The 21,527-nt window shown below is 64.3% G+C and carries 20 protein-coding genes; 11 read left to right on the top strand and 9 right to left on the bottom strand.

The annotated features are described in order from the left end of the window. Positions 1 to 138 precede the first annotated feature (138 nt). A complete protein-coding gene (locus tag DWB85_RS15395; protein ID WP_117956360.1) occupies positions 139 to 420 on the top strand; it encodes a hypothetical protein in 282 nt (93 codons plus the stop codon). 65 nt (positions 421 to 485) lie between these two features. Then, positions 486 to 2,738: a HEAT repeat domain-containing protein gene (locus DWB85_RS15390; RefSeq protein ID WP_117956359.1), complete on the top strand. Its 2,253-nt coding sequence runs from the start codon at positions 486 to 488 to the stop codon at positions 2,736 to 2,738. On the opposite strand, the gene DWB85_RS15385 is transcribed toward DWB85_RS15390, so the two are convergent. The 5 genes from DWB85_RS15385 to tkt form a co-directional block, all read right to left on the bottom strand. Continuing rightward, positions 2,726 to 3,688, bottom strand: coding sequence for an alpha/beta hydrolase (locus DWB85_RS15385; RefSeq protein ID WP_162846150.1), 963 nt, complete (start codon positions 3,686 to 3,688; stop codon positions 2,726 to 2,728). The genes DWB85_RS15390 and DWB85_RS15385 overlap by 13 nt on opposite strands. 65 nt (positions 3,689 to 3,753) lie before the next feature. Next, positions 3,754 to 4,818 carry a class II fructose-bisphosphate aldolase gene (fba, locus tag DWB85_RS15380; RefSeq protein WP_117956357.1) on the bottom strand — a complete coding sequence of 355 codons (1,065 nt, stop codon included), beginning with the start codon at positions 4,816 to 4,818 and terminating at the stop codon, positions 3,754 to 3,756. Between the two features lie 30 nt (positions 4,819 to 4,848). After that, positions 4,849 to 6,018: a phosphoglycerate kinase gene (locus DWB85_RS15375; protein ID WP_420820276.1), complete on the bottom strand. Its 1,170-nt coding sequence runs from the start codon at positions 6,016 to 6,018 to the stop codon at positions 4,849 to 4,851. After that, on the bottom strand, positions 6,019 to 7,041 hold the full coding sequence (locus DWB85_RS15370; protein ID WP_117956356.1) for a type I glyceraldehyde-3-phosphate dehydrogenase: 1,023 nt from the start codon (positions 7,039 to 7,041) through the stop codon (positions 6,019 to 6,021). Between the two features lie 12 nt (positions 7,042 to 7,053). Next, a complete protein-coding gene (gene tkt / locus DWB85_RS15365) occupies positions 7,054 to 9,057 on the bottom strand; it encodes a transketolase (protein ID WP_117956355.1) in 2,004 nt (667 codons plus the stop codon). A gap of 225 nt (positions 9,058 to 9,282) precedes the next feature. On the opposite strand from tkt, the gene DWB85_RS15360 reads away from it, so the two are divergent. From DWB85_RS15360 to DWB85_RS15340, 5 genes are all read left to right on the top strand, one after another. After that, positions 9,283 to 10,287, top strand: coding sequence for an ArsR/SmtB family transcription factor (locus DWB85_RS15360; RefSeq protein WP_117956354.1), 1,005 nt, complete (start codon positions 9,283 to 9,285; stop codon positions 10,285 to 10,287). Positions 10,288 to 10,303: 16 nt separating this feature from the next. Further along, positions 10,304 to 11,464: a methionine adenosyltransferase gene (gene metK, locus DWB85_RS15355; RefSeq protein WP_117956353.1), complete on the top strand. Its 1,161-nt coding sequence runs from the start codon at positions 10,304 to 10,306 to the stop codon at positions 11,462 to 11,464. A gap of 209 nt (positions 11,465 to 11,673) precedes the next feature. Further along, a complete protein-coding gene (ahcY, locus tag DWB85_RS15350; protein WP_117956352.1) occupies positions 11,674 to 13,065 on the top strand; it encodes an adenosylhomocysteinase in 1,392 nt (463 codons plus the stop codon). Between the two features lie 9 nt (positions 13,066 to 13,074). Further along, positions 13,075 to 13,911 carry a methylenetetrahydrofolate reductase [NAD(P)H] gene (metF, locus tag DWB85_RS15345; RefSeq protein WP_117956351.1) on the top strand — a complete coding sequence of 279 codons (837 nt, stop codon included), beginning with the start codon at positions 13,075 to 13,077 and terminating at the stop codon, positions 13,909 to 13,911. Positions 13,912 to 13,920: 9 nt separating this feature from the next. Continuing rightward, positions 13,921 to 14,652 (top strand): 16S rRNA (uracil(1498)-N(3))-methyltransferase, encoded by a 732-nt coding sequence (locus tag DWB85_RS15340; protein WP_117956350.1) that lies wholly within the window; start codon positions 13,921 to 13,923, stop codon positions 14,650 to 14,652. A 32-nt stretch (positions 14,653 to 14,684) separates the two neighbouring features. On the opposite strand, the gene DWB85_RS15335 is transcribed toward DWB85_RS15340, so the two are convergent. The 3 genes from DWB85_RS15335 to DWB85_RS15325 form a co-directional block, all read right to left on the bottom strand. Next, positions 14,685 to 15,302: an OmpA family protein gene (locus DWB85_RS15335; protein WP_117956349.1), complete on the bottom strand. Its 618-nt coding sequence runs from the start codon at positions 15,300 to 15,302 to the stop codon at positions 14,685 to 14,687. Positions 15,303 to 15,414: 112 nt separating this feature from the next. Next, positions 15,415 to 16,050 carry an NUDIX hydrolase gene (locus DWB85_RS15330; RefSeq protein ID WP_117956348.1) on the bottom strand — a complete coding sequence of 212 codons (636 nt, stop codon included), beginning with the start codon at positions 16,048 to 16,050 and terminating at the stop codon, positions 15,415 to 15,417. A gap of 14 nt (positions 16,051 to 16,064) precedes the next feature. Next, positions 16,065 to 17,312 carry an alpha/beta hydrolase gene (locus tag DWB85_RS15325; RefSeq protein ID WP_133300634.1) on the bottom strand — a complete coding sequence of 416 codons (1,248 nt, stop codon included), beginning with the start codon at positions 17,310 to 17,312 and terminating at the stop codon, positions 16,065 to 16,067. A 127-nt stretch (positions 17,313 to 17,439) separates the two neighbouring features. On the opposite strand from DWB85_RS15325, the gene gshB reads away from it, so the two are divergent. From gshB to ruvX, 4 genes are read left to right on the top strand one after another with little or no spacing between them, the layout of a single operon-like run. Then, positions 17,440 to 18,396, top strand: a complete 957-nt coding sequence (gene gshB / locus DWB85_RS15320; protein WP_117956346.1) for a glutathione synthase — start codon at positions 17,440 to 17,442, stop codon at positions 18,394 to 18,396. Between the two features lie 52 nt (positions 18,397 to 18,448). Next, on the top strand, positions 18,449 to 19,276 hold the full coding sequence (locus DWB85_RS15315) for an energy transducer TonB (protein WP_239017346.1): 828 nt from the start codon (positions 18,449 to 18,451) through the stop codon (positions 19,274 to 19,276). A gap of 58 nt (positions 19,277 to 19,334) precedes the next feature. Continuing rightward, complete coding sequence (locus tag DWB85_RS15310) at positions 19,335 to 19,925, top strand: YqgE/AlgH family protein (protein WP_117956344.1); 591 nt, start codon at positions 19,335 to 19,337, stop codon at positions 19,923 to 19,925. Further along, positions 19,922 to 20,359: a Holliday junction resolvase RuvX gene (ruvX, locus tag DWB85_RS15305; RefSeq protein WP_117956343.1), complete on the top strand. Its 438-nt coding sequence runs from the start codon at positions 19,922 to 19,924 to the stop codon at positions 20,357 to 20,359. Before DWB85_RS15310 ends, ruvX begins: the two co-directional genes overlap by 4 nt. 1 nt (position 20,360) lies before the next feature. Here the strand turns inward: ruvX and DWB85_RS15300 are convergent, their stop codons facing one another. Next, positions 20,361 to 21,506 (bottom strand): PilT/PilU family type 4a pilus ATPase, encoded by a 1,146-nt coding sequence (locus DWB85_RS15300; protein ID WP_117956342.1) that lies wholly within the window; start codon positions 21,504 to 21,506, stop codon positions 20,361 to 20,363. Between the last annotated feature and the right edge of the window lie 21 nt (positions 21,507 to 21,527).

Below are 21,527 nucleotides of genomic sequence, written 5' to 3'. Positions count from 1 at the left end.
ATTCGAACGAATTCTGGTAGCATTTTGTCACGGCGGAATTTCTTGTTGGTATGGCTTCGACACCCTTATTTTCAAGATCTTTCCGTCGTTTTACTATCCCCTTCGTGAATTTTTCAGGCTAAGCCCCTGGATGGACAGATGGAACAGCACTCCAACGCCATCGCCCTGCGCCAGCTGGGTTACGCAAGCACCACCGCGGTATTCGATCACCAGGCGCTGGAGCAGTGGCTTGCCGACCCCTACGTGAGCGCAGATATCCGCTTCCCGGATGTGGCGCCAGTCCTGGCCGAGTGGCTAGCCACTGGCTGCGAAGCAACACCGGCGAGCCTGTCCGCCCGCCTGTGGCAGACGCGGGGGCCGGCCAGGATGCCGGCGCCGCAACCGGGCGGCGCGGGCCGAAGGCTCCCTGCTGTCCCCTGAGCCTTGGGCTGGGGGCTGCGATGGGTTAATGTGTGGTTCCTTTATCGCCCCGGGGACCCGGACCATTGCTGAACCGATTCGTACTGCTGGTACTGCTGTGCGCCAGCACTTCACTTTACGCCAGTGAAGACAAGTTCCTGGGGGCGGAAAGCTGCCGCGACTGTCACCGCGGCGAGTACGAGGCCTGGACCGGTTCCCACCACGACCTGGCCATGCAACTACCGGCACCGGACACGGTGCTGGGGGACTTTAACGACGCCAGTTTCAGCTACAACGGGATCACTACCCGCTTCTATCGCGCTGGCGACAAGTACATGGTCCGCACCGACGGCGAGGACGGCAAGCTCAGCGACTATGAGGTGGCCTACGTGTTTGGCGTTTATCCACTGCAACAGTACCTGCTGCCCCTGTCGCGTGGGCGCCTGCAGGCACTGAGCATCGCCTGGGACGCACGGCCGCAGTCAGAGGGCGGCCAGCGCTGGTATCACCTCTACCCCGACGAAACCATCGACTACCGCGACCCCCTGCACTGGACCGGGGCCTACCAGAACTGGAATACCCGCTGCGCGGAATGCCACAGCACCGACCTGCAGAAGCACTACGACCGCGACAGCCGCAGTTTCGCTACCCGCTATGCTGAAATCGACGTCAGCTGTGAGGCCTGCCACGGCCCGGGGGCAGACCATGTGCAGCTGGCCAGGGAGGGAAAACTGGACGACGCCCACCACGGCGGCTTCGCCACCGGGCTGGCCCAGCGCGGCCTGTGGTCATTCCCCCCGGGGGAAGCCATCGCCAGGCGCGGCGAGCCCCTGCAGTCCCGGGCCCAGATCGATAGCTGCGGACGCTGCCACAGCCGCCGCGGCACCCTCGGCGATTATCACTACGGCGCCGATCTCCTCGACACCCACCGGCTGTCGCTGCCGCGATCGCCACTGTACCACTACGACGGCCAGATCCTCGACGAGGTCTACGTGTACGGCTCCTTCGTGCAAAGCAGGATGCATCAGGCCGGGGTGGTCTGCAGCAACTGCCACGAGCCCCACAGCAATGCCCTGCGGGCACCCGGCAACGGCGTTTGCGCCCAGTGCCACCAGCCCGCCAGCTACGACACCCCGGACCATCATTTTCACCCCGCGGACAGCAGTGGCGCCTCCTGCGCCAACTGCCATATGCCGGAAACCACCTACATGGGCGTGGACCCGCGTCGCGATCACAGCATGCGGGTACCCCGCCCGGACCTGTCGGTGGTCATAGGCACACCCAACGCCTGCAACCAGTGCCACAGCGACCAGAGTCCGCAGTGGGCGCTGGACGCGCTGCGCGAGCACGGTATCAGCTTCCGCGACACCGGCAGCCACCCGGCCCGCAGTTTCGCCGCCGCCGAGCTGGGCGACAGCAGGGCCGTGCCCGGCCTGGCGCAGCTGGCCAACGACTCGCAGGCCGCGCCAATCTGGCGCGCCGCGGCGATGGAGGCCCTGGGCCAGGCCGGTGGCCGTGAGGCGACCCAGACCATGGCCAGCCTGCTCTACCACGACGACTCCATTATTCGCAGCAGCACCGTGCGCTCGCTGGAGCAATTCGTGTCCCTGCCGCAGCGCTACCAGCTGCTCACCCCGCTGCTCGACGACCCGATACTGGCGGTACGCATGGAAGTGGCGGAATCACTGGCGGGGGTGCCCCTGGACCAGGTCAAGCCCGCCGAGGCCGACGCGCTGCGGGCCCTGTTCAAGGAATACCTCGCGGTACAGGAACAGCACACCGACATGCCCGGCGTGCTGATCCAGCTGGCCCTGTTCCATTCCACCCGCGGTGACGCCCCGTCCGCGGAGCGGGCCTACCGGGAGGCACTGGTGCTCAATTCGCAGCTGCTGCCGGCCTACCTGAACCTGGCGGACCTGTTGCGTGGCCAGGGCAGGGACGAGGAGGCAAGGAAGCTATTGCTCGAGGCGCTGGCAGTAGCCCCGGAAAACGGCAACACCCTGCATGCCCTGGGCTTGCTGGAAGCGCGCTCCGAAAATCCCGACGCGGCGCTGGACTATCTGGGCAAGGCCGCCGCCCGGGAAACTCTCGGCACCCGCCATCGTTTCGTTTACGCCATCGCCCTGCACGATCTCGGCCAGCCGCGCCAGGCGCTGGCAGAGCTGGATGCACTGCACCGCCTGTTCCCCGCCGACCAGCAGGTGCTGCTGGCGCTGGCCAACTACAGTGCGGAACTGGGCGATACCGCCCGGGCTCGCGCCTACGCCGACAAGCTCCTCGCGCTGGCGCCCCGGAACAGCAACTACCAGCAGCTGCGGCACAGCCTTCAGGAAAAGTAGTAGCGATCCAGGGCAGCGGCGTAATCGGCACGAATCGCCGCCGACTCGTTGGCCAGTTGATGGCCCGCCTCTGGCAGGAAGTGAATCTCGGAGCCGGGGAACAGGCGCAGTATCGCTTTCATGTTGTAGCGCCAGCCAACTGTCGCGTCCCGGCGCCCCTGCACTACCAGCGCCGGGCCGACGCCCAGGTCCGCTATGGGCAGGGACTTCAGCCAGCGCCGCAGGGCGCCTATCCACGGCAGGGACATGCGCTGACTTTGCAGTGGGTCATTGCGCAGAAAGTCCAGGAAGCCGGAATCCGAGGTATTGCGCTTGAACTTGCGCTCCAGGCTGTCGGTAAAACGGCGCAACAGGCTGTGCCCCAGTTGCACCCCGCGCCAGCCGGCGGGCCTGACCAGCGGCGCCAGCAGGGCCACTCTGGCAAAAGGCCAGGGATGATGCCTGGCCAGCTCCATCAACGCGGCGCAGCCGGTGCTCTGCCCCAGGGCGAAAAACGGCAACGCCGGCATCGGCACAGACCTCATCACATCGTGCACGGCGCGGCCGTAGTCGGCAAAGTCGTCGACGCTGGCGCGCTCGCCACTGGACAGGCCGTGTCCCGGCAGATCGAAAATCAGCACGTTACAGCCGCGGGACAGGCCGTACTCCACCAGCTTGTCGTAGATGCCGCTGTGATCGAAATACCCGTGCACCAGCAGCAGGTTGGCGCGGGCACCCGGCTGCAGCCAGCGGTGGACAAACAGCCGCTCGCCAGCCGAAGGCACGGTACCGCAGTCGTGGCGGGCGTCCGGGTAGTTGGCACTGAAGTCCAGGTGATAGAACTGCAGGTAGTCGGTCAGCAGTGCCGTGTTCGGGGCCGGTTCCGCGAATGACGGCAGCGACGCGCGCAGCTGCCGCAGTTGCTCCGGCGTCACCCGCCGCTGGCCGGCCCGGCGCTGACCGGGCCCCACAGACGCCGGAATGCCGGGTAGGGTTTCGCAGAAGCCGGGATAGCTGTCAGTGCCGCCGGCAAAACTCAGTTGACCCGCGGCTTGAGCTCGCCCGCATCGTACAGGAGGTGCATGCTCTCCAGGTTCTTGACCCGGATCTTGTCGGCATTGCCCGCTGTGCCGAAGGCCTCGTAGCGGGCGATACAGATGTCGCGCATCGCCTCGATAGTCTTGCCAAGGAATTTACGCGGGTCGAACTCGGCGGGGTTTTCAGCCAGGAAACGGCGCACAGCGCCGGTGGAGGCCAGACGCAGGTCGGTATCGATATTGACCTTGCGCACCCCGTGGCGGATACCTTCCTGGATCTGCTCCACGGGGACGCCGTAGGTTTCGGGAATTTCGCCGCCGAACTCGTTGATCACCGCCAGCCAGTCCTGGGGCACGGACGAGGAGCCATGCATCACCAGGTGGGTGCCGGGGATGCGGGCGTTGATTTCCTTGATCCGGTCAATGGCCAGAATATCGCCGGTGGGCGGGCGGGTGAATTTGTAGGCCCCGTGACTGGTGCCACAGGCAATGGCCAGCGCATCCACCTCGGTGGCCTTGACGAATTCCGCCGCCTCCTCGGGATCGGTCAGCAGCTGGTCGTGGGTCAGCTTGCCGGCGGCGCCAATGCCGTCTTCTTCCCCGGCCTCGCCGGTTTCCAGTGAACCCAGGCAGCCCAGCTCGCCCTCCACCGATACCCCGCAGGCATGGGCCATCTCCACCGCCCGTCGCGTCACCGCCACGTTGTAGTCGTAATCCATGGGGGTCTTGCCGTCTTCACCCAGGGAGCCGTCCATCATCACCGATGAAAAACCCAGCTGGATTGACCGCTGGCACACTGCCGGCGAGGTGCCGTGGTCCTGGTGCACCACCACCGGAATGTGCGGGAACTCGTTCATTGCCGCTTCCATCATCGCCCGCAGGAAGGGCGCCCCGGCGTATTTGCGCGCCCCGGCGCTGGCCTGCATGATTACCGGTGAATTGGTCTGGTCGGCCGCCTCCATGATGGCGCGGGTCTGTTCCAGGTTGTTGACGTTGAAGGCCGGAACGCCGTAATCGTGCTCGGCGGCGTGGTCCAGCAGCTGGCGCAAGCTGATTAATGCCATTGTCTATCCTCTGCGATGTCGTTGTGTGCGTTAGTCGTTGGCCCGTGCTTCCAGGACGGCCACGGCGGGGAGGACCTTGCCTTCCACATATTCCAGGAACGCCCCGCCGCCGGTAGAAATATAGGATACCTTGTCGGCGATATCGTATTTGTCGATAGCCGCCAGGGTGTCGCCGCCGCCGGCCAGGGAAAAGCCGGCGGATTCGGCAATGGCCAGGGACAGGGCTCTGGTGCCGTCCCCGAACTGGTCGAATTCAAACACGCCCACCGGGCCGTTCCAGAGAATGGTACCTGCATTCTTGAGGATATCGGCCATGGCCTTGGCCGTGGCGGGACCAACATCAAAAATCATGTCGTCCTCGGCCACCTCGTCCGCCGACTTGAGCTCGGCGGCGGCGCTCTCGGAAAATTCCTTGCCGGTGACCACGTCGGTGGGCAGGGGAATGCTGGTCCTGGCCATCAGGGCGCTGGCGGCGGGTATCAGGTCGTGCTCGCACAGCGATTTGCCCACCGGCTTGCCGGCGGCGGCGAGGAAGGTGTTGGCGATGCCGCCACCGACGATCAGCTGGTCAACCTTCTCCGACAGGGTTTCCAGCACGGTGAGCTTGGTCGATACCTTGGAGCCGCCGACAATGGCCACCATGGGGCGGGCGGGATTGGACAGCGCCTGTTCCAGGGCACTGAGCTCGCCGGCCAGCAAGGGACCGGCGCAGGCCACCGGAGCAAACTTCGCCACCCCGTGGGTGGACGCCTGGGCCCGGTGCGCGGTGCCAAAGGCATCCATCACGAATATCTCACACAGCCCGGCGTAGGCCCTGGCCAGGGTCTCGTCGTCCTTTTTTTCGCCGGGATTGAAGCGCACGTTTTCCAGCAGGGCGACCTCGCCCTCATTGAGCTCCACCCCCAGCTGCCAGTCCGCCACCAGGCTGACCTTCTGCCCCAGCAGGTCCGCCAGGTGTTCAGCTACCGGTGCCATGGAAAATTCCGGCGCAAACTCGCCCTCGGTGGGCCGCCCCAGGTGGGACATGAGGATGACTTTCGCCCCCGCGTCCCGCGCCGCCCTGATGGTCGGCAGTGCCGCGCGAATCCGGGCATCGGAAGTCACCCGGCCGTCCTTGATGGGCACGTTGAGATCCTCGCGGATCAGCACCCGCTTGCCTTTGAGGTCCAGGTCCTGCATCAGCTTTACATTCAGGGCCATTCAGGTTTTCTCCTCTAAACTTGTCCAGTGATGAGCCACGTCCAGCATGCGGTTGGCGTAGGCCCACTCGTTGTCAAACCAGGTCAGCACCTTCACCAGGCGCGTGCCGCTGACCCGGGTCTGGCTGGCATCGATAATGCTGGAGCGCAGGTCGTGGTTGAAATCGCAGGATGCCAGGGGCTCCTCAGTATAGCCCAGAACCCCGGCAAACCGGGATTGGGCCGCCTCGTGCAGGGCCTGGTTGACCGCCCTCACGCTGGTGTCCCGGCAGGTCTGCACGGTCAGGTCCATGGCGGATACGTTCAGCGTCGGCACCCGCAGGGCCTGGGCGCTGAAGCGGCCCTTCATTTCCGGCAGTACCCGTTCCACTCCCCGGGCCAGGCCGGTATCGACCGGAATGATGGACTGGGAAGCCGCCCGCGTCTTGCGCAGGTCCGTGTGGTGATAGGCGTCCAGCACCGGCTGGTCGTTCATGGCCGAGTGTATGGTGGTGATGGTTCCACTCTCTATGCCCACCGTGTCGGCCAGCGCGCGGATGACCGGTACGATGCCGTTGGTGGTGCAGGAGCCGGCGGACACCACGCGGTGTTCAGCCCGCAGCTCATCCTCATTGATACCGAACACCACGGTGGCATCCACGTCGGGCTGGGCCGGCTGGGAGAACAGCACCCTGCCCGCGCCCCGGTCCAGGTGCTGTTCGGCGGTGCTGCGGTCGGTAAATGCCCCGGTGCACTCCAGCACCAGGTCGATGCCCAGATCCGCCCAGGGCAGGGCGCCGATATCGGCACTGCGCAGCAGCTTGATGGCCTGCCCGGCCACCACCAGCTGCCTGTCGTCGCCGTGCAGTTCGCGCGGGAAACGCCCGTGGGTCGAATCGTAGCGCGTCAGGTGCAGGACTGTGCCGGCGTCGGCCAGTTCGTTGATGGCCACCACCTGCATGTGCGCCTGCAGCGGACTCTCCTGCAGGGCCCGCAACACGCTGCGGCCAATCCTGCCGTAGCCGTTGATCGCCAGTCGAATCACAAGGCCTCCCGGCTAGTCGAGCAGTACCTCTCGCACCGCCGCCTCCACATTGTCGACCGTAAAGCCGAATTCCTGGAACAGCTCGCCGGCGGGGGCGGACTCGCCAAAAGTGGTCATACCGACGATGCGTCCATCCAGGCCCACGTACTTGTACCAGTAATCCGCATGCAGTGCCTCGACGGCGACCCGCGCCAGCACGTCAGAGGGCAATACCGACTCGCGGTAGGCAGCGTCCTGGGCCTCGAAAACTTCCGTGCAGGGCATGGACACCACGCGTATCTGCTTGCCCGCCGCTTCCAGGCGCTCCGCGGCCGCCATCGCCAGGGCCACCTCGGAACCGGTGGCAATGATGATCGCATCCGGGGTGCCGCTGCAGGCCTTGAGCACGTAGCCGCCGCGGGCGATATCGCCCACCTGGCCGGCACTGCGATCCTGGTGGGGCAGCCCCTGGCGGGAGAAGACCAGGGCGCTGGGGCCGTCCTTGCGTTCAATGGCCGCTTTCCAGGCCACGGCCGACTCAACGGTGTCACAGGGGCGCCAGGTGTTCATATTGGGGGTGGTGCGCAGGGAGGCGACCTGTTCCACCGGCTGGTGGGTGGGGCCGTCCTCGCCGAGGCCGATGGAGTCGTGGGTGAACACAAAGATCGACTGCTGCTTCATCAGCGCGGCCATCCGCACCGCGTTGCGCATGTACTCCATGAACACCAGGAAGGTGGCGCCGTAGTTGACGAAGCCGCCGTGCAGGGCGATGCCGTTCATGATCGCCGCCATACCGAATTCGCGCACCCCGTAGTACAGGTAGTTACCGCTGGCGTCGTCGCGGGTGACACCCCTGGAACCCGACCAGATGGTCAGGTTGGAGCCGGCCAGGTCCGCCGAGCCGCCCAGCAATTCCGGCAACATGGGGCCGTAGGCGTTGAGGCAGTTCTGGGAGGCCTTGCGTGAGGCCACGCTGGCGCCCTCGACCTGGCATTCGGCGATGTAGGCATCGGCGCGGGCGGAAAAGTCAGCCGGCAGCTCGCCGGCCAGGCGGCGCCTGAGTTCGGTGGCCAGCTCGGGGTGGGCGCTGGCATAGGCGGCAAACTGCTCTTCCCAGGCCTGCTCGGCCGCTGCGCCTTTGCCGCGGGCGTTCCAGCCGGCATAGATCTCATCCGGCACCACAAAGGGCTCGTGGGGCCAGCCCAGGGCGATGCGGGTGGCAGCCACCTCGTCGCCGCCCAGGGGCGCGCCGTGGCAGGACTCGCTGCCCTCCTTGCCGGGAGCACCCTTGCCGATAACAGTCTTGCAGCAGATCAGGGTGGGCTTGCCGCTCTCGTGACGGGCGGCCTCGATGGCGGCCTTGATCTCCGAGGGGCTGTGGCCGTTGACGTCGTTGATCACCTGCCAGCCATAGCTGTTGAAACGCGCCGGGGTGTCGTCGGTAAACCAGCCCTCAACCTCACCGTCGATGGAAATGCCGTTGTCGTCATAAAAAGCCACCAGCTTGCCCAGGCCAAGGGTGCCCGCCAGGGAGCAGACCTCGTGGGATATCCCCTCCATCAGGCAGCCATCGCCGAGAAAGGTGTAGGTATAGTGATCGATAATGTCGTGGCCCTCACGGTTGAACTGATCCGCCAGCACTTTTTCGGCAATGGCCATGCCCACCGCGTTGCTGATGCCCTGGCCCAGCGGCCCGGTAGTGGTTTCCACACCGGGGGTGTAACCGTATTCGGGGTGGCCCGGGGTTTTGCTGTGCAGCTGGCGGAAGTTCTCGATCTCGGCCATCGGCAAATCGTAGCCGGTGAGGTGCAACAGGGAGTAGATCAGCATGGAGCCATGACCGTTGGAGAGCACGAAACGGTCGCGGTTGGGCCACTGCGGGTTGGCCGGATTGTGCCGCAGGTAGTCGTTCCACAGAACTTCGGCGATATCTGCCATCCCCATGGGTGCACCAGGGTGGCCGGAATTGGCCTTCTGGACTGCATCCATGCTCAGGGCGCGGATGGCATTGGCGAGTTCAGTGCGGTTGGACGACATGTGGTTCTCCGAGTCAGGGGGAAACTGGTGAAAAAAGGGCCGCTATTTTCGCGTAACAGGGCGTCAACAGCAATCAAATCGGGGGTAAATTGTACCCTCCCCGGCCCCCGGCACGCGCACTGACAATCGCCCGGACGGCAAAGCGGGCGGGGCCGGCCCGGGCATGCAGGCATCTATATCAAAATATTTTGATATAGATGCCCCGTCCTGCTAAACTCCGGCGCCATGTTATCTGCTACCACTATACCCGGGGACGCCAGCGCAGCGGCGCTGCCCGACCTGGCCAGCGACCTGGCGGGATTCTGCAAAGCCAGTGCAGATCCGCTCAGGCTGCAGGTGCTGCGGGTATTGCGCGCGGATTCCTTTGGTGTGTCGGAACTGTGTACCCTGTTCAATATTCGCCAGCCCGCCCTCAGCCACCACCTCAAGGTGCTGGCCGGGGCCTCACTGGTCGCCACCCGGCGCGAGGGAAACTCGATCTTCTATCGCCGGGCGGAACTGGGCCAGCGGCCGGAACTGGCGGTGCTGCAAAGCGCCCTGTTCGACGCGGTGGACCGGATCGAGCTGCCGGCGGAGATGGAGCAGGCCCTGGACGCCCTGCACCGCCAGCGCGAGGAGAACTCCCGCAACTTCTTTCGCGACAACGCCGACAAGTTCCGCCAGCAGCAGGACCTGATCGCCAGCTACGAGCAGTACGCCGGCTCGGTGGCCGACGTGCTGCGCAACGCGCGCCTGGCCCGGCACGAGACTGCTCTCGAGGTGGGCCCGGGTGACGGCAGCTTCCTGCTGGAGCTGGCGCCGGCCTTCGACCGGGTAATCGCCCTGGATATCGAGGCCGCCATGCTGGAACAGGCCCGGGCCAGGGCCGGCGAGGCCGGGCTGGACAATATCGCGTTTATCCACGGCGACACCGGCCACCCGGAGCTGGCGCAGGTCCGGGCGGACTGCGTGGTGATCAATATGGTCCTGCACCACACCCCGGACCCGGCGCGGATCATCCGCGACGCGGCAGCCTGCCTGGCCCCGGGCGGGGTGTTACTGCTTACCGACCTGTGCCGCCACGACCAGGGCTGGGCGCGGGAGAACTGCGGTGACCTGTGGCTGGGTTTTGACCCGGCGGACCTGACCCACTGGGCCATGGACGCCGGACTGGACGACATCGCCAGTGTCTACCTGGCGCAACGCAACGGATTTCAAGTACAGGTGCGCCTGTTTGGCCACCAGCAATAACTGAAGGAAACAATGCATGAGTGAATATGCGATTTTTACCTCGGAGTCTGTCTCCGAAGGCCACCCGGATAAAATGGCAGACCAGATATCCGACGCCATCCTCGACGCGATCATCGCCGATGACAAGGACGCCCGGGTCGCGGTAGAGACCATGGTGAAGACCGGGATGGCAGTGATCGCCGGCGAGGTCACCACCTCCACCTATGTCGACCTGGAGGACGTGGTGCGCGAGGTGATCCTGGACATCGGCTATACCAGCTCCGACGTCGGCTTCGACGGCGCCTCCTGCGCGGTACTCAACGCCATTGGCAAACAGTCGCACGACATTGCCATGGGCGTGAACGAGGGCGAGGGCGCGCACCTGGAACAGGGCGCCGGCGACCAGGGCCTGATGTTCGGCTACGCCACCAACGAGACCGACGTGCTGATGCCGGCGCCCATCTACTACTCCCACCGGCTGGTGGAAAAACAGGCCGAGCTGCGCAAGCACGGCACCCTGCCCTGGCTGCGCCCGGACGCCAAGAGCCAGGTCACCCTGCGCTACGAGCACGGCAAGCCGGTGGCTATCGATGCGGTGGTCCTGTCCACCCAGCACGACGCCGATATTGCCCAGGCCGACATCCACGAGGCGGTAATGGACCTGATCATCAAGGAAACCCTGCCTGCCGAGTGGCTGCACTCAGGCACCCGCTACCACATCAACCCCACCGGCCAGTTCATCATCGGCGGCCCGGTCGGTGATTGCGGCCTCACCGGACGCAAGATCATCGTCGACACCTACGGCGGCATGGCCCGCCACGGTGGCGGCGCCTTCTCCGGCAAGGACCCCTCCAAGGTTGACCGCTCGGCGGCCTACGCCGGCCGCTACGTGGCCAAGAACGTGGTCGCAGCCGGCCTCGCCGACCGCTGTGAGATCCAGGTCTCCTACGCCATCGGCGTGGCCGAGCCGACCTCGATCGCCATCAACACCTTCGGCACCGGCAAGCTGTCCGACGACAAAATTGCCGAGCTGGTACGCGAACACTTTGACCTGCGCCCCCGCGGCCTGATCGAAATGCTCGATCTGAAGCGGCCGATTTACCGTAAAACAGCAGCATACGGCCACTTCGGCCGCGAGGACGCGGACTTCACCTGGGAAGCGACCGACAAGGCAGAGGCCTTGAAGGCGGCGCTTTGACTTGAACACGGTCAGACCGCAACACGCGGGTCGACCAACACACATCCGTCATCCCCGCGCAGGCGGGGATCCAGCGGCCCAGCCACTGGAAATCATCTGATCGACAAGATCCCATTGGCGCGCCAATCCGGATCTATCAGGACCATGGTTTTAGACGGAACAATCCCTGGATCCCCCGCCTGCGCGGGGATGACGAATAGGTACAGACAATGAGCACAGCAGAAAAACTGGACACCATCAACGACTACAAGGTCGCCGACATCTCCCTGGCCGACTGGGGCCGCCGCGAGCTGGATATCGCCGAGGGGGAGATGCCCGCGCTGATGGCCCTGCGCGCCCGCTACGCCGATAGCAAGCCCCTGGCCGGGGCGAAGATTCTCGGCTGTATTCACATGACCATCCAGACCGGCGTGCTGATCGAGACCCTGACCGCCCTGGGCGCGGAAGTGCGCTGGTCCTCCTGCAACATTTTCTCCACCCAGGACCACGCGGCTGCAGCCATCGCCGCTGCCGGTATACCGGTATTTGCCTGGAAGGGCGAAACCGAGGAAGAGTACGACTGGTGCCTGGAGCAGACCATCCTCAAGGACGGCAAGCCCTGGGATGCCAACATGGTGCTGGACGACGGCGGCGACCTGACCGCGATGCTGCACGACAAGTACCCGCAAATGCTGGACAGCATCCACGGCATTACCGAAGAAACCACCACCGGCGTGCACCGCCTGGAGGAGATGCTCAAGGCCGGCACCCTGAAGGTGCCCGCGGTCAACGTCAACGATTCGGTCACCAAGTCCAAGAACGACAACAAATACGGCTGTCGTCACAGCCTCAATGACGCGGTCAAGCGCGGCACCGACCACCTGATGGCGGGCAAGAAAGCCCTGGTCATCGGTTACGGCGATGTCGGCAAGGGCTCTGCCCAGTCACTGCGCCAGGAAGGCATGATCGTGAAAATCTCCGAGGTCGACCCGATCTGCGCCATGCAGGCCTGCATGGACGGCTTCGAAGTGGTCTCGCCCTACATCAATGGCGAGAACAAGGGCAACGACGAGTGCATCAACCGTGACCTGCTGCGGAACACCGACCTGCTGGTGACCACCACCGGCAACTACAACGTCTGTGACGAGTACATGCTCAGGGCGCTGAAATCCGGCGCCGTGGTGTGCAACATCGGCCACTTCGACAATGAGATCGACACCGCCTTCATGCGTCGCAACTGGGAGTGGGAGGAAGTGAAGCCCCAGGTCCACAAAGTCTACCGCGACCAGGCCAGCAACGACCACCTGATCCTGCTGTCCGAGGGCCGGCTGGTCAACCTCGGTAACGCTACCGGCCATCCCTCGCGCATCATGGACGGCTCCTTCGCCAACCAGGTGCTGGCGCAGATCTACCTGTACGAGCGCAAGTTCGCCAACCTGGAACCGGAAATGAAGCCCGCCGCCCTGTCGGTTGAAGTCCTGCCCAAGAAACTGGACGAGGAAGTGGCGGCACACATGATCGGCGGTTTCGGCGCGGTTCTCACCCGCCTGACCAGCGAGCAGGCCGAGTACATCAACGTCAAGGTCGATGGCCCCTTCAAGCCCGACAGCTACAAGTACTGAGGATTAACGGTGGCCAAACCCAGAATCAGCTTTGAGTATTTCCCGCCCAAGACCGGGGCGGGCAGGGACAAGCTGCTCAATGAAACCACACCGGCCCTGAATGAGCTCAACCCCGCGTTCTTCTCGGTCACCTATGGCGCCGGCGGTACCACCCGGGATACCACCCTGGGGATTGTGTCCGCCATAGGCGAGACCGGCATCGACGTGGCCCCGCACCTGAGTTTTGGCGGCGATGACGAGGATACCGTTGCCGCCCTGCTGGAGACCTACCGGGAGCGGGGTATCAAGCGCCTGGTGGCCCTGCGCGGCGACATGCCCTCGGGCATGGGCGCGGCCATGCAGCTGGTGCATGCCAACGAACTGGTGGCATTTATCCGCGAGCGTAGCGGCGATCACTTTGAAATCGAGGTGGCCGCCTATCCGGAAATCCATCCCGAGTCGAAGAGCTACGACAGTGATGTGCAGTTCCTGAAACGGAAACTGGATGCGGGCGCCAACAGCGCCATCACCCAGTACTTCTTTAATGTCGAGGCCTACTTCTATTACCTGGACCAGTGCGCGGCGGTGGGCATAGACAAGCCGGTGTACGCCGGAATCATGCCCATCACCAACTACCAGAACCTGGCGCGCTTCTCCCGCAATTGCGGTGCGGAAATCCCGCGCTGGATATGCCAGCGTATGGAGAGCTATGGCGATGACCTGGACAGCGTGCGCAAGTTCGGCCTCGAGGTCGTGACCCAGCTGTGCCAGACCCTGATCGATTCCGGCGCTCCCGGCATTCATTTCTACACCATGAACCAGGTGGAGCCGACCCGGGAAATCTACAACAGTCTCGGGCTGTCGTAGGACTCGCCCATGCGCATACCCCGTATCCACACGGGGCAGGTGCTGCAGGCCGAGAGTAGCGTCGACCTGGAGCCCGGCCCCAGCCAGCACCTGGGCCGCGCCCTGCGGATGCAGGTTGGCGACGCCCTGGTAGTGTTTGACGGCCGCGGTGGCGAATACCCGGCAACCATAACGGCCATCGGCAAGAAACAGGTCTCGATTACCACCGGGCAACTGGATGCCAGGGAGGCGGAGTCTCCGCTTGCCATTCACCTGGGTATCGCCATCTCCCGCGGCGACCGGATGGACTGGGTGGTGCAAAAGGCCACCGAACTCGGCGTCAGCCGCATCACTCCCCTGTTGACCGAGCGCACCGAGGTCAAACTGCGCGGCGAGCGGGCGGCCAAAAAGCAGCAACACTGGCAACAGGTGGCCGTCAGCGCTTGCGAGCAGTGCGGCCGCAATCGCATTCCGTCACTGGCAGAACCGTTGCTGCTGGAACCCTGGCTGGAACAGACCCGGGCCGACCGCAAACTGGTACTCCACCATCGCGCCACCAGTGCCAGTGCGGGCGCTGCTGATCCTCACAGCGTGGCCCTGCTGATCGGCCCCGAGGGCGGGCTCAGCCCCCGCGAAATCAGGCTGGCGGAAGCGGCCGGCTACCAGTCCCTGCAGCTCGGTCCGCGGGTATTGCGCACCGAGACCGCGCCCCTGGCGGCCATTGCCCTGCTGCAGTCGAAATGGGGCGACATGCCCGCCTGAGCCCGGCGGCACCAGCACCCCTGAAACGGGCGCTATCTGGGCGCCTTGATACCGACCCGCACTTCGACCCGGCGGTTTTGCGCCCGCCCGGCGGCAGTGGCGTTGTCGGCGACCGGAGAGCCTTCGCCCATGCCGGCAACGTCGATAATCGCCGGGTCTACGTCACGCTGGTTGACCAGGTAGTCCCTGATGGCCGTGGCGCGCCGCTCGGAGAGCCCCTGATTGTAGTCTTCCGGCCCCATGCTGTCGGTGTGACCAATGATGTCGATATCCACCACCGAGGCCCCCCTGGAGCGAATCTGGTCACCCAGCGCCTTGAGTTCGGCTACGCCCGCGTCTTTCAGCCGCGCGCTGTCGAAATCGAACAGGGCACTGGCGGACAGGGTCATGGCCTCATAGCTGGGCGCTGCTGCCGCCGCGACAGGCTCCGGCTCGGGGAACAGCTCTGGGTCACACTCGCGGGTGGCGGTCTCTTCCGTCCAGTCGGGGGTGCGGATGCAGCGGCCCTGGCGATCGTTCACCCGGACCACGGTATCGCCACCGTTGGTGACGTAGGGCTGGGTTTCATAGCTGCCGGTGGAACCGGAGCAACCGGCCAGCAGGACAGCGGCAAACAGCGAGCAGACAGCTAGTGGCGGGTAATTTTTCATTTATATTTCTCCTCTGCGTGGATCTCTGGTATCGCGAAACTCATCCGGAGCATCATTTGACTCGCCGCCGGCCCACGACGCAATAAGACCTTGGTCGCCTGTTGCGGGATCCTTACCGCCAGGCGAAACGGGGCTGGTCGTAGTGCAGCACCCGGGTGCTGCGGCCGCCCATGGCGACCTCCCGGAACTGGTACAGCAGGGCCCCGGTGGGAGCGAAAATCACCTCATCGTGGAAGTGCATGGACAGCACCTGGCCGTCGCCCTGCGCCGTCCCGGTCAGACGGGGTGAGTCGTCGCGGGCCAGCTCCGAGAACCTGAACGGGGAGATACTCGCCACCTCGTCCGGGTTGGGCTGCAACTGGTCCCAGGGTGTATCGTTCCACACCACCACCGGGGTCATGATGTAACCGGAACGGGTGACATAGTCATCCAGCACGCCCAGGATCCGGTCCGCGCCCAGGGCCAGGTTGATCTCCTCGTGCATCTCCCGCAGGGCCGCTTCCCGGGGGGTCTCGCCGGGGTCGATTCTGCCGCCGGGCAGGGCCCACTGGCCGGTATGGGCGCGCAGGGTCGAGGCCCGGCGGGTCACGATGATCGCCGCCTCCTGCTCAAACGGGGTCACCGCCAGCACCACGGCCGCGTGCTTCAGTGCCGGGTCGGACTGGGACCTGGGCTGGAAGGCGCACAGGTTGGCCCGCACCTGCTCGCGCATGGCCGCTCCGTGCTGGTGGTGCTGCAAGGCTTGCATCGCCAGTCCTGCCCTCAGGCCTGTTGCTCCCGCCAGCGGGCGTGGCACCACTCCAGGAAGTCGGTTACCGCATTCACGGTGTGGTCCGTGCGTACCGAATGAAATACCTCAAAGGCGTGCTGGGCGCCGGGCAGCTCGCCATAAACCACGGCCTGCCCCGATTTTTTTTCCAAGGCGGCGACAAAGGTGCGCGCCTCCTCCACCCAGACCAGGGAATCGTGGCTGCCCTGGACCACGAACATTGGCGGCGCCTCTGCGTTGACGTGACTCAGGGGCGAGCCCTTGTCCCACAGCTCCGGATCCTGTTCCCGGCTGCACTGCATCACCTTCTCGGTGAGCATTTTTTCCATCGACATCTCCGGGCGGATATCGAATCGGTCGAGAAAGTCGTATACCCCGTAGAAGGGCACAGCCGCCTGGATGGAGGTGTCGGCATCCTCGAAATCCGGCTGGTAGGGCGCATAGTTCGGGGTGAGTGCCGCCAGGGAGCTCAGGTGGCCGCCGGCAGAGCCGCCGGTAATGGCGATAAAATCGGGGTTGCCGCCGTATTCGGCAATATTGTCACGGATCCAGGCGATGGATTTTTTCACATCGATAATGTGGGCGGGAAAGGCCGCGTTCGGGCTCAGTCGATAATTGATCGCCACGCACAGCCAGCCACGTTCGGCGAGGTGATACATCAGCGGCTTGGCCTGCTGTTCCTTCTCGCCAATCATCCAGCCGCCGCCGTGCACCTGCAGCAGTACCGGGAAGCCGCCTTCCCGGGGCTCTTTTGGTTGGTAAATATCCAGCAGGTTGCGCTTGCCGGCTTCGGCGTAGGCGATGTGCGAGTGCACGCGCACGCCCTCGCGGGGCATCCTGAACGGACGCAGCCAGGAAGCGGCCCGGATACCGTCCTCCAGCACCCGCTGGCGTTCCACCGGCAGGCTGCTGCGGTAATCTTCCCCCAGCCCCCGCTTCAGCGCCCGGCGCAGGACCTGGGGCGTATCCATGGACTGGATGTGGAGGTAGGCGAGGCCCAGCCAGGACAGCGCAAACACGCCCAGCCCGGCCTGGGCCAGGCCACTGTCCAGCAGCCCGCTGAACGCCAGCAGTGCGGTGAGCGCCACCTGCCACAGCAGGTGCACCATGGCCAGCTCACCGGTAAGCCAGGCGATCAGGAAATAAAAAGGCGCCATCCAGTAAACGCGCCTGGCCTGGATAATCGCGCTATAGGTACCAATGGCGGACAGCACCGCCAGGAAAAAATACAATCCGCTCACTACAAAGTCTCCGCTCGTCCCGCAAACCCGTTATTCTAGGGCAGCGAACCGTAATTCACTAGCTGACAGGCTTGCGCTGCCTGTAGCCATTGCGTACTTTAGCGCCATTTATCGACAGGATTACTCCATGACAATCAAGCTGGGCGTGGTAATGGATCCCATTGCCGATATCAACTACAAGAAAGACACCACCCTGGCCATGCTGTGGGCTGCCCAGGCCCGTGACTGGCAGCTGTACTACATGGAACAGCAGGACCTGTACCTGCGGGACGGGGAAGCCAGGGCGGCAATGACGCCGCTGACGGTGTTCCGCGACCCCGAGTCCTGGTACGACCTGAAGGAGGTCGAGGACCGGCCCCTGGCGGAACTGGACGTCATCCTGATGCGCAAGGATCCGCCTTTCGACAATGAATATATTTACAGCACCTACATCCTTGAGGACGCCGAGCGCAAGGGCACGCTTGTCGTCAATCGCTGCCAGGGCCTGAGGGACAGCAATGAAAAGGTGTTCGCCACCCAGTTTCCCCAGTGCTCTCCGCCGGTGCTGGTGAGCCGGGAAATGAACCGGCTCAGGGATTTCCACCGGGAGCACCAGGACGTCATCTACAAGCCCCTGGACGGCATGGGTGGCAGCTCGATCTTCCGTGCCCGGGAAGGGGACCCCAATGTCAGCGTCATCCTCGAGACCCTCACCAATCACGGCCGGCAGAGCATCATGGCCCAGCGCTACATTCCGGAGATTGTCGACGGCGACAAGCGCATCCTGATGATTAACGGCGAGGTGGTGCCCTACTGCCTGGCGCGGGTACCGCTGGCGGGAGAATTGCGCGGCAATCTCGCCGCTGGCGGCAGTGGCCGGCCGCAGCCGATCAGCGACCGGGATTGCTGGATTGCCGAGCAGGTGGCTCCCTTCCTGCGCCAGCGCGGCATCCTGTTCGCGGGACTCGACGTGATCGGCGACTACCTCACCGAGATCAACGTCACCAGTCCCACCTGCATTCGTGAAATTGACGCCGGATACGATCTGGACATCGCCGGTGATCTGATGGATTGTATTGCCGGGGAACTCGACCAACGGGGCTGAACTGCCAGCGACGATGTACTACCTGGAGCACTCGGAAGGTGAACACAAACGGATGCGCAACGCACTGCTGCTGGCCGCAGGGCTGCACCTTGCGCTGGCCCTCACGATATCCTTCAACAGCCAGTCCAGCCCGCGGCATAACCCGCAGATAGAAGTCACCCTGGCTACCCGGCCCAGCCAGCAGGCGCCGGACGAGGCCAGCCATATCGCGCAGCAGAACCAGCAGGGCGCCGGCCTGGAGGCAGAGCGCGAGGCGGTCAGCTCGCGGCACAATCAATTTCCCCTGCAGTCGCCAGTCCCGCAGCAGTCCGCGCCGCGGCAGGTAGATTCTGACAGCAGCGCCCGGGGCGAGTTACTGTCCACGGTCGCCGCCGCTCCCCGTGCGGTCAACGAGCGGCAGGCGCAGGATGAAAACCGCCGCAACCTGACTCCCGGCAACAACCCGCAGGTGGAGCAGCTCAACCAGCAGCTGGCCTCACTGGAAGCGGAACTGGACGAGCAGACCCAGGCCTACGCCAAGCGGCCGCGGGTGCGACGGCTCACCTCGGTATCCGCCAGGCAGGCGGTCGATGCGGCTTACCTGGCAGACTGGCGCCAGCGCCTGGAGGCAGTGGGCAACAAGTATTATCCGGAAGCCTCGGTGCGCTACGGGCTGTACGGTGACCTGCGGCTACTGGTGGTTATCCGCAAGGATGGCAGCCTGGAAGACATCAGGGTATTGAAGTCGTCCGGTTACGCCGTGCTGGACGAGGCGGCGCTCAAGATCGTGCGCATGGCGGCGCCCTACGCGCCCTTTCCCGCCGAGCTCGCGGCTACCACCGACAAGCTGGAGATCATTCGCACGTGGCAATTTCAGGAAAATGAGCTAGGCTCAAATTAACCCGGGAAGACAGCAATTTCCTGCATTCAACGCCACCGCCGAGGTCAGTCACGTCATCATGTCAGGAAGAGTGCACGCCACTACCGCCAGGAGCAGCGACAGCCTGCGGGATCACTTCCTGCTCGCCATGCCCAGCCTCAGTGAAGGCATCTTTTCCCACAGCATTACCTACATTTGTGAGCACGGCGAGAGCGGAGCGATGGGCATCGTCATCAACCAGCCCCTGGATCTCTCGGTGGGCGAGATATTCGAGCACCTGCAAATCGACAGCCTGCGTGATTTTTCCGCGATGCCGGTAATGGCCGGCGGGCCGGTACAGATCGACCACGGTTTCGTGCTCCACCGGGGCAGCGACAGTGCCTGGGAAGCCAGCCTCAAGGTGACCGAGGAGATCACCCTCACCACCTCCCGGGATATCCTCCGCGCCATCGCCCACGGCAACGGGCCGGGGGAGCACCTTATCGCCCTCGGCTACGCCGGCTGGTCAGCGGGGCAGTTGGAACAGGAACTGGCGGAAAACAGCTGGCTGACCCTGCCCGCCGACAGCGACATCATCTTCTCCACCCCCGCCGAACTGCGCCTGAGCAAGGCAGCGGCGCAGCTGGGTATCGACATGAACCTGATCTCCGGTGAGGCGGGCCACGCCTGAACAAACCGCCCCGCACAGTACTCGCCTTTGACTACGGCCTGCACCAGATCGGCGTCGCCACCGGTAATACCCTGCTCGGCACCAGCCGCCCCCTGCCCATCCTCAGGGCGCGGGACGGCATCCCCGACTGGGGCGAGCTCGCCAAACTGGTCGCCGAGTGGCAGCCGGACCTGCTGCTGGTGGGCGAGCCCCTGAACATGGACGACAGTCCCAGCGAGCTCTCTGCCAGGGCCAACAAATTTGCCCGCCGCCTGCAGGGCAGGCTGGGGCTGGCAGTAGTCATGGTGGATGAGCGCCTCAGCAGCTTCGAGGCCAAGCAGCAGAGCCGCGAACGCGGCCACCGGGGGAACTACAACGCCGATCCCATCGACAGCCTGGCGGCGGAATTAATCCTGCAGACCTGGCTCGCCGAACAGACCGCCGGCAACCACTGACTCAGGTGCGGCCCATGAAGCGGCCCTTGTCGTCCTTTTCGTCGTAGGACAGGGAGAATTCATCGCTGCCAACCCCGAACTGGCCTTTCTCGAACATCTTGATAGCCAGCCGCACATCGTTGGCGGAGTCGGCGTAGCGGATGGCGTCCTCCTTGGTGATAAGACCCTGCTTGTAAGCCTTGGTCAGGGACTGGTCCAGGGTCTGCATGCCCAGCTCGGTGGACTTGGCCATCAGGTCCTTGATCAGGTGCACCTCGCCCTTGCGGATCAGGTCTGCCACCAGCGGTGAATTCAGCAGTACCTCGACCACCGGCACCCGGCCCTCACCGTCCTTGCGCGGCAGCAACTGCTGGGCCACCATGGAGCGCAGGTTAAGGGACAGGTCCATCCATACCTGGTTGTGCTGTTCCGGCGGGAAGAAGCTCTGGATACGGTCCAGCGCCTGGTTGGCGTTGTTGGCGTGCAGGGTGCACAGGCAGAGGTGGCCTGTTTCCGCGAAGGTCAGCGCCTGCATCATGGTCTCGGCGGTACGCACCTCACCGATCATGATCACGTCCGGGGCCTGGCGCAGGGTGTTTTTCAGCGCCACATCGAATGATTCGGTGTCCACGCCCACTTCCCGCTGGGTCACTATGCAATTGCCGTGGTGGTGCATATATTCGATTGGATCTTCAATGGTGATGATGTGACCGCGGCTGTGCTCGTTGCGATAACCCACCATGGAGGCCAATGAAGTCGACTTACCAGTGCCGGTGGCACCGACGAAGATGACCAGGCCACGCTTGGTCATGGAGAGATCCTTGATGATCTCCGGCAGCCCCAGTTCGTCGATGGTGGGGATCTCGGTCACAATACGGCGCAGTACCATGCCGTAATCGCCCTTTTGCTGGAAACAGCTCACCCGGAAACGACCCAGGCCCTCGCGGCCAATCGCAAAGTTGTACTCGTGGTGTTCGTGGAAATGAACCCGCTGTTCCTCATCCATGGTGGAGAGCACCAGCTCCGCCGCCTCTTCCGAAGTCAACGGGGTTTCGGTAATCGGGTACAAGCTGCCATCTATCTTGACACTCGGCGGTGCGCCGGCGGAGATGAAACCATCCGAGGCCCCGTCGTCCACTACCCGCTGCAGCAAATCTTCTATTTGCATGATACTGCCCCCTGTTACTGG

The organism is Seongchinamella sediminis (assembly GCF_003457605.1).
In the GTDB taxonomy this organism is placed as follows: domain Bacteria; phylum Pseudomonadota; class Gammaproteobacteria; order Pseudomonadales; family Halieaceae; genus Halioglobus; species Halioglobus sediminis.
Note: the sequence above shows the minus strand (reverse complement) of the source record. Positions and strands in the feature narration are given on the sequence as shown.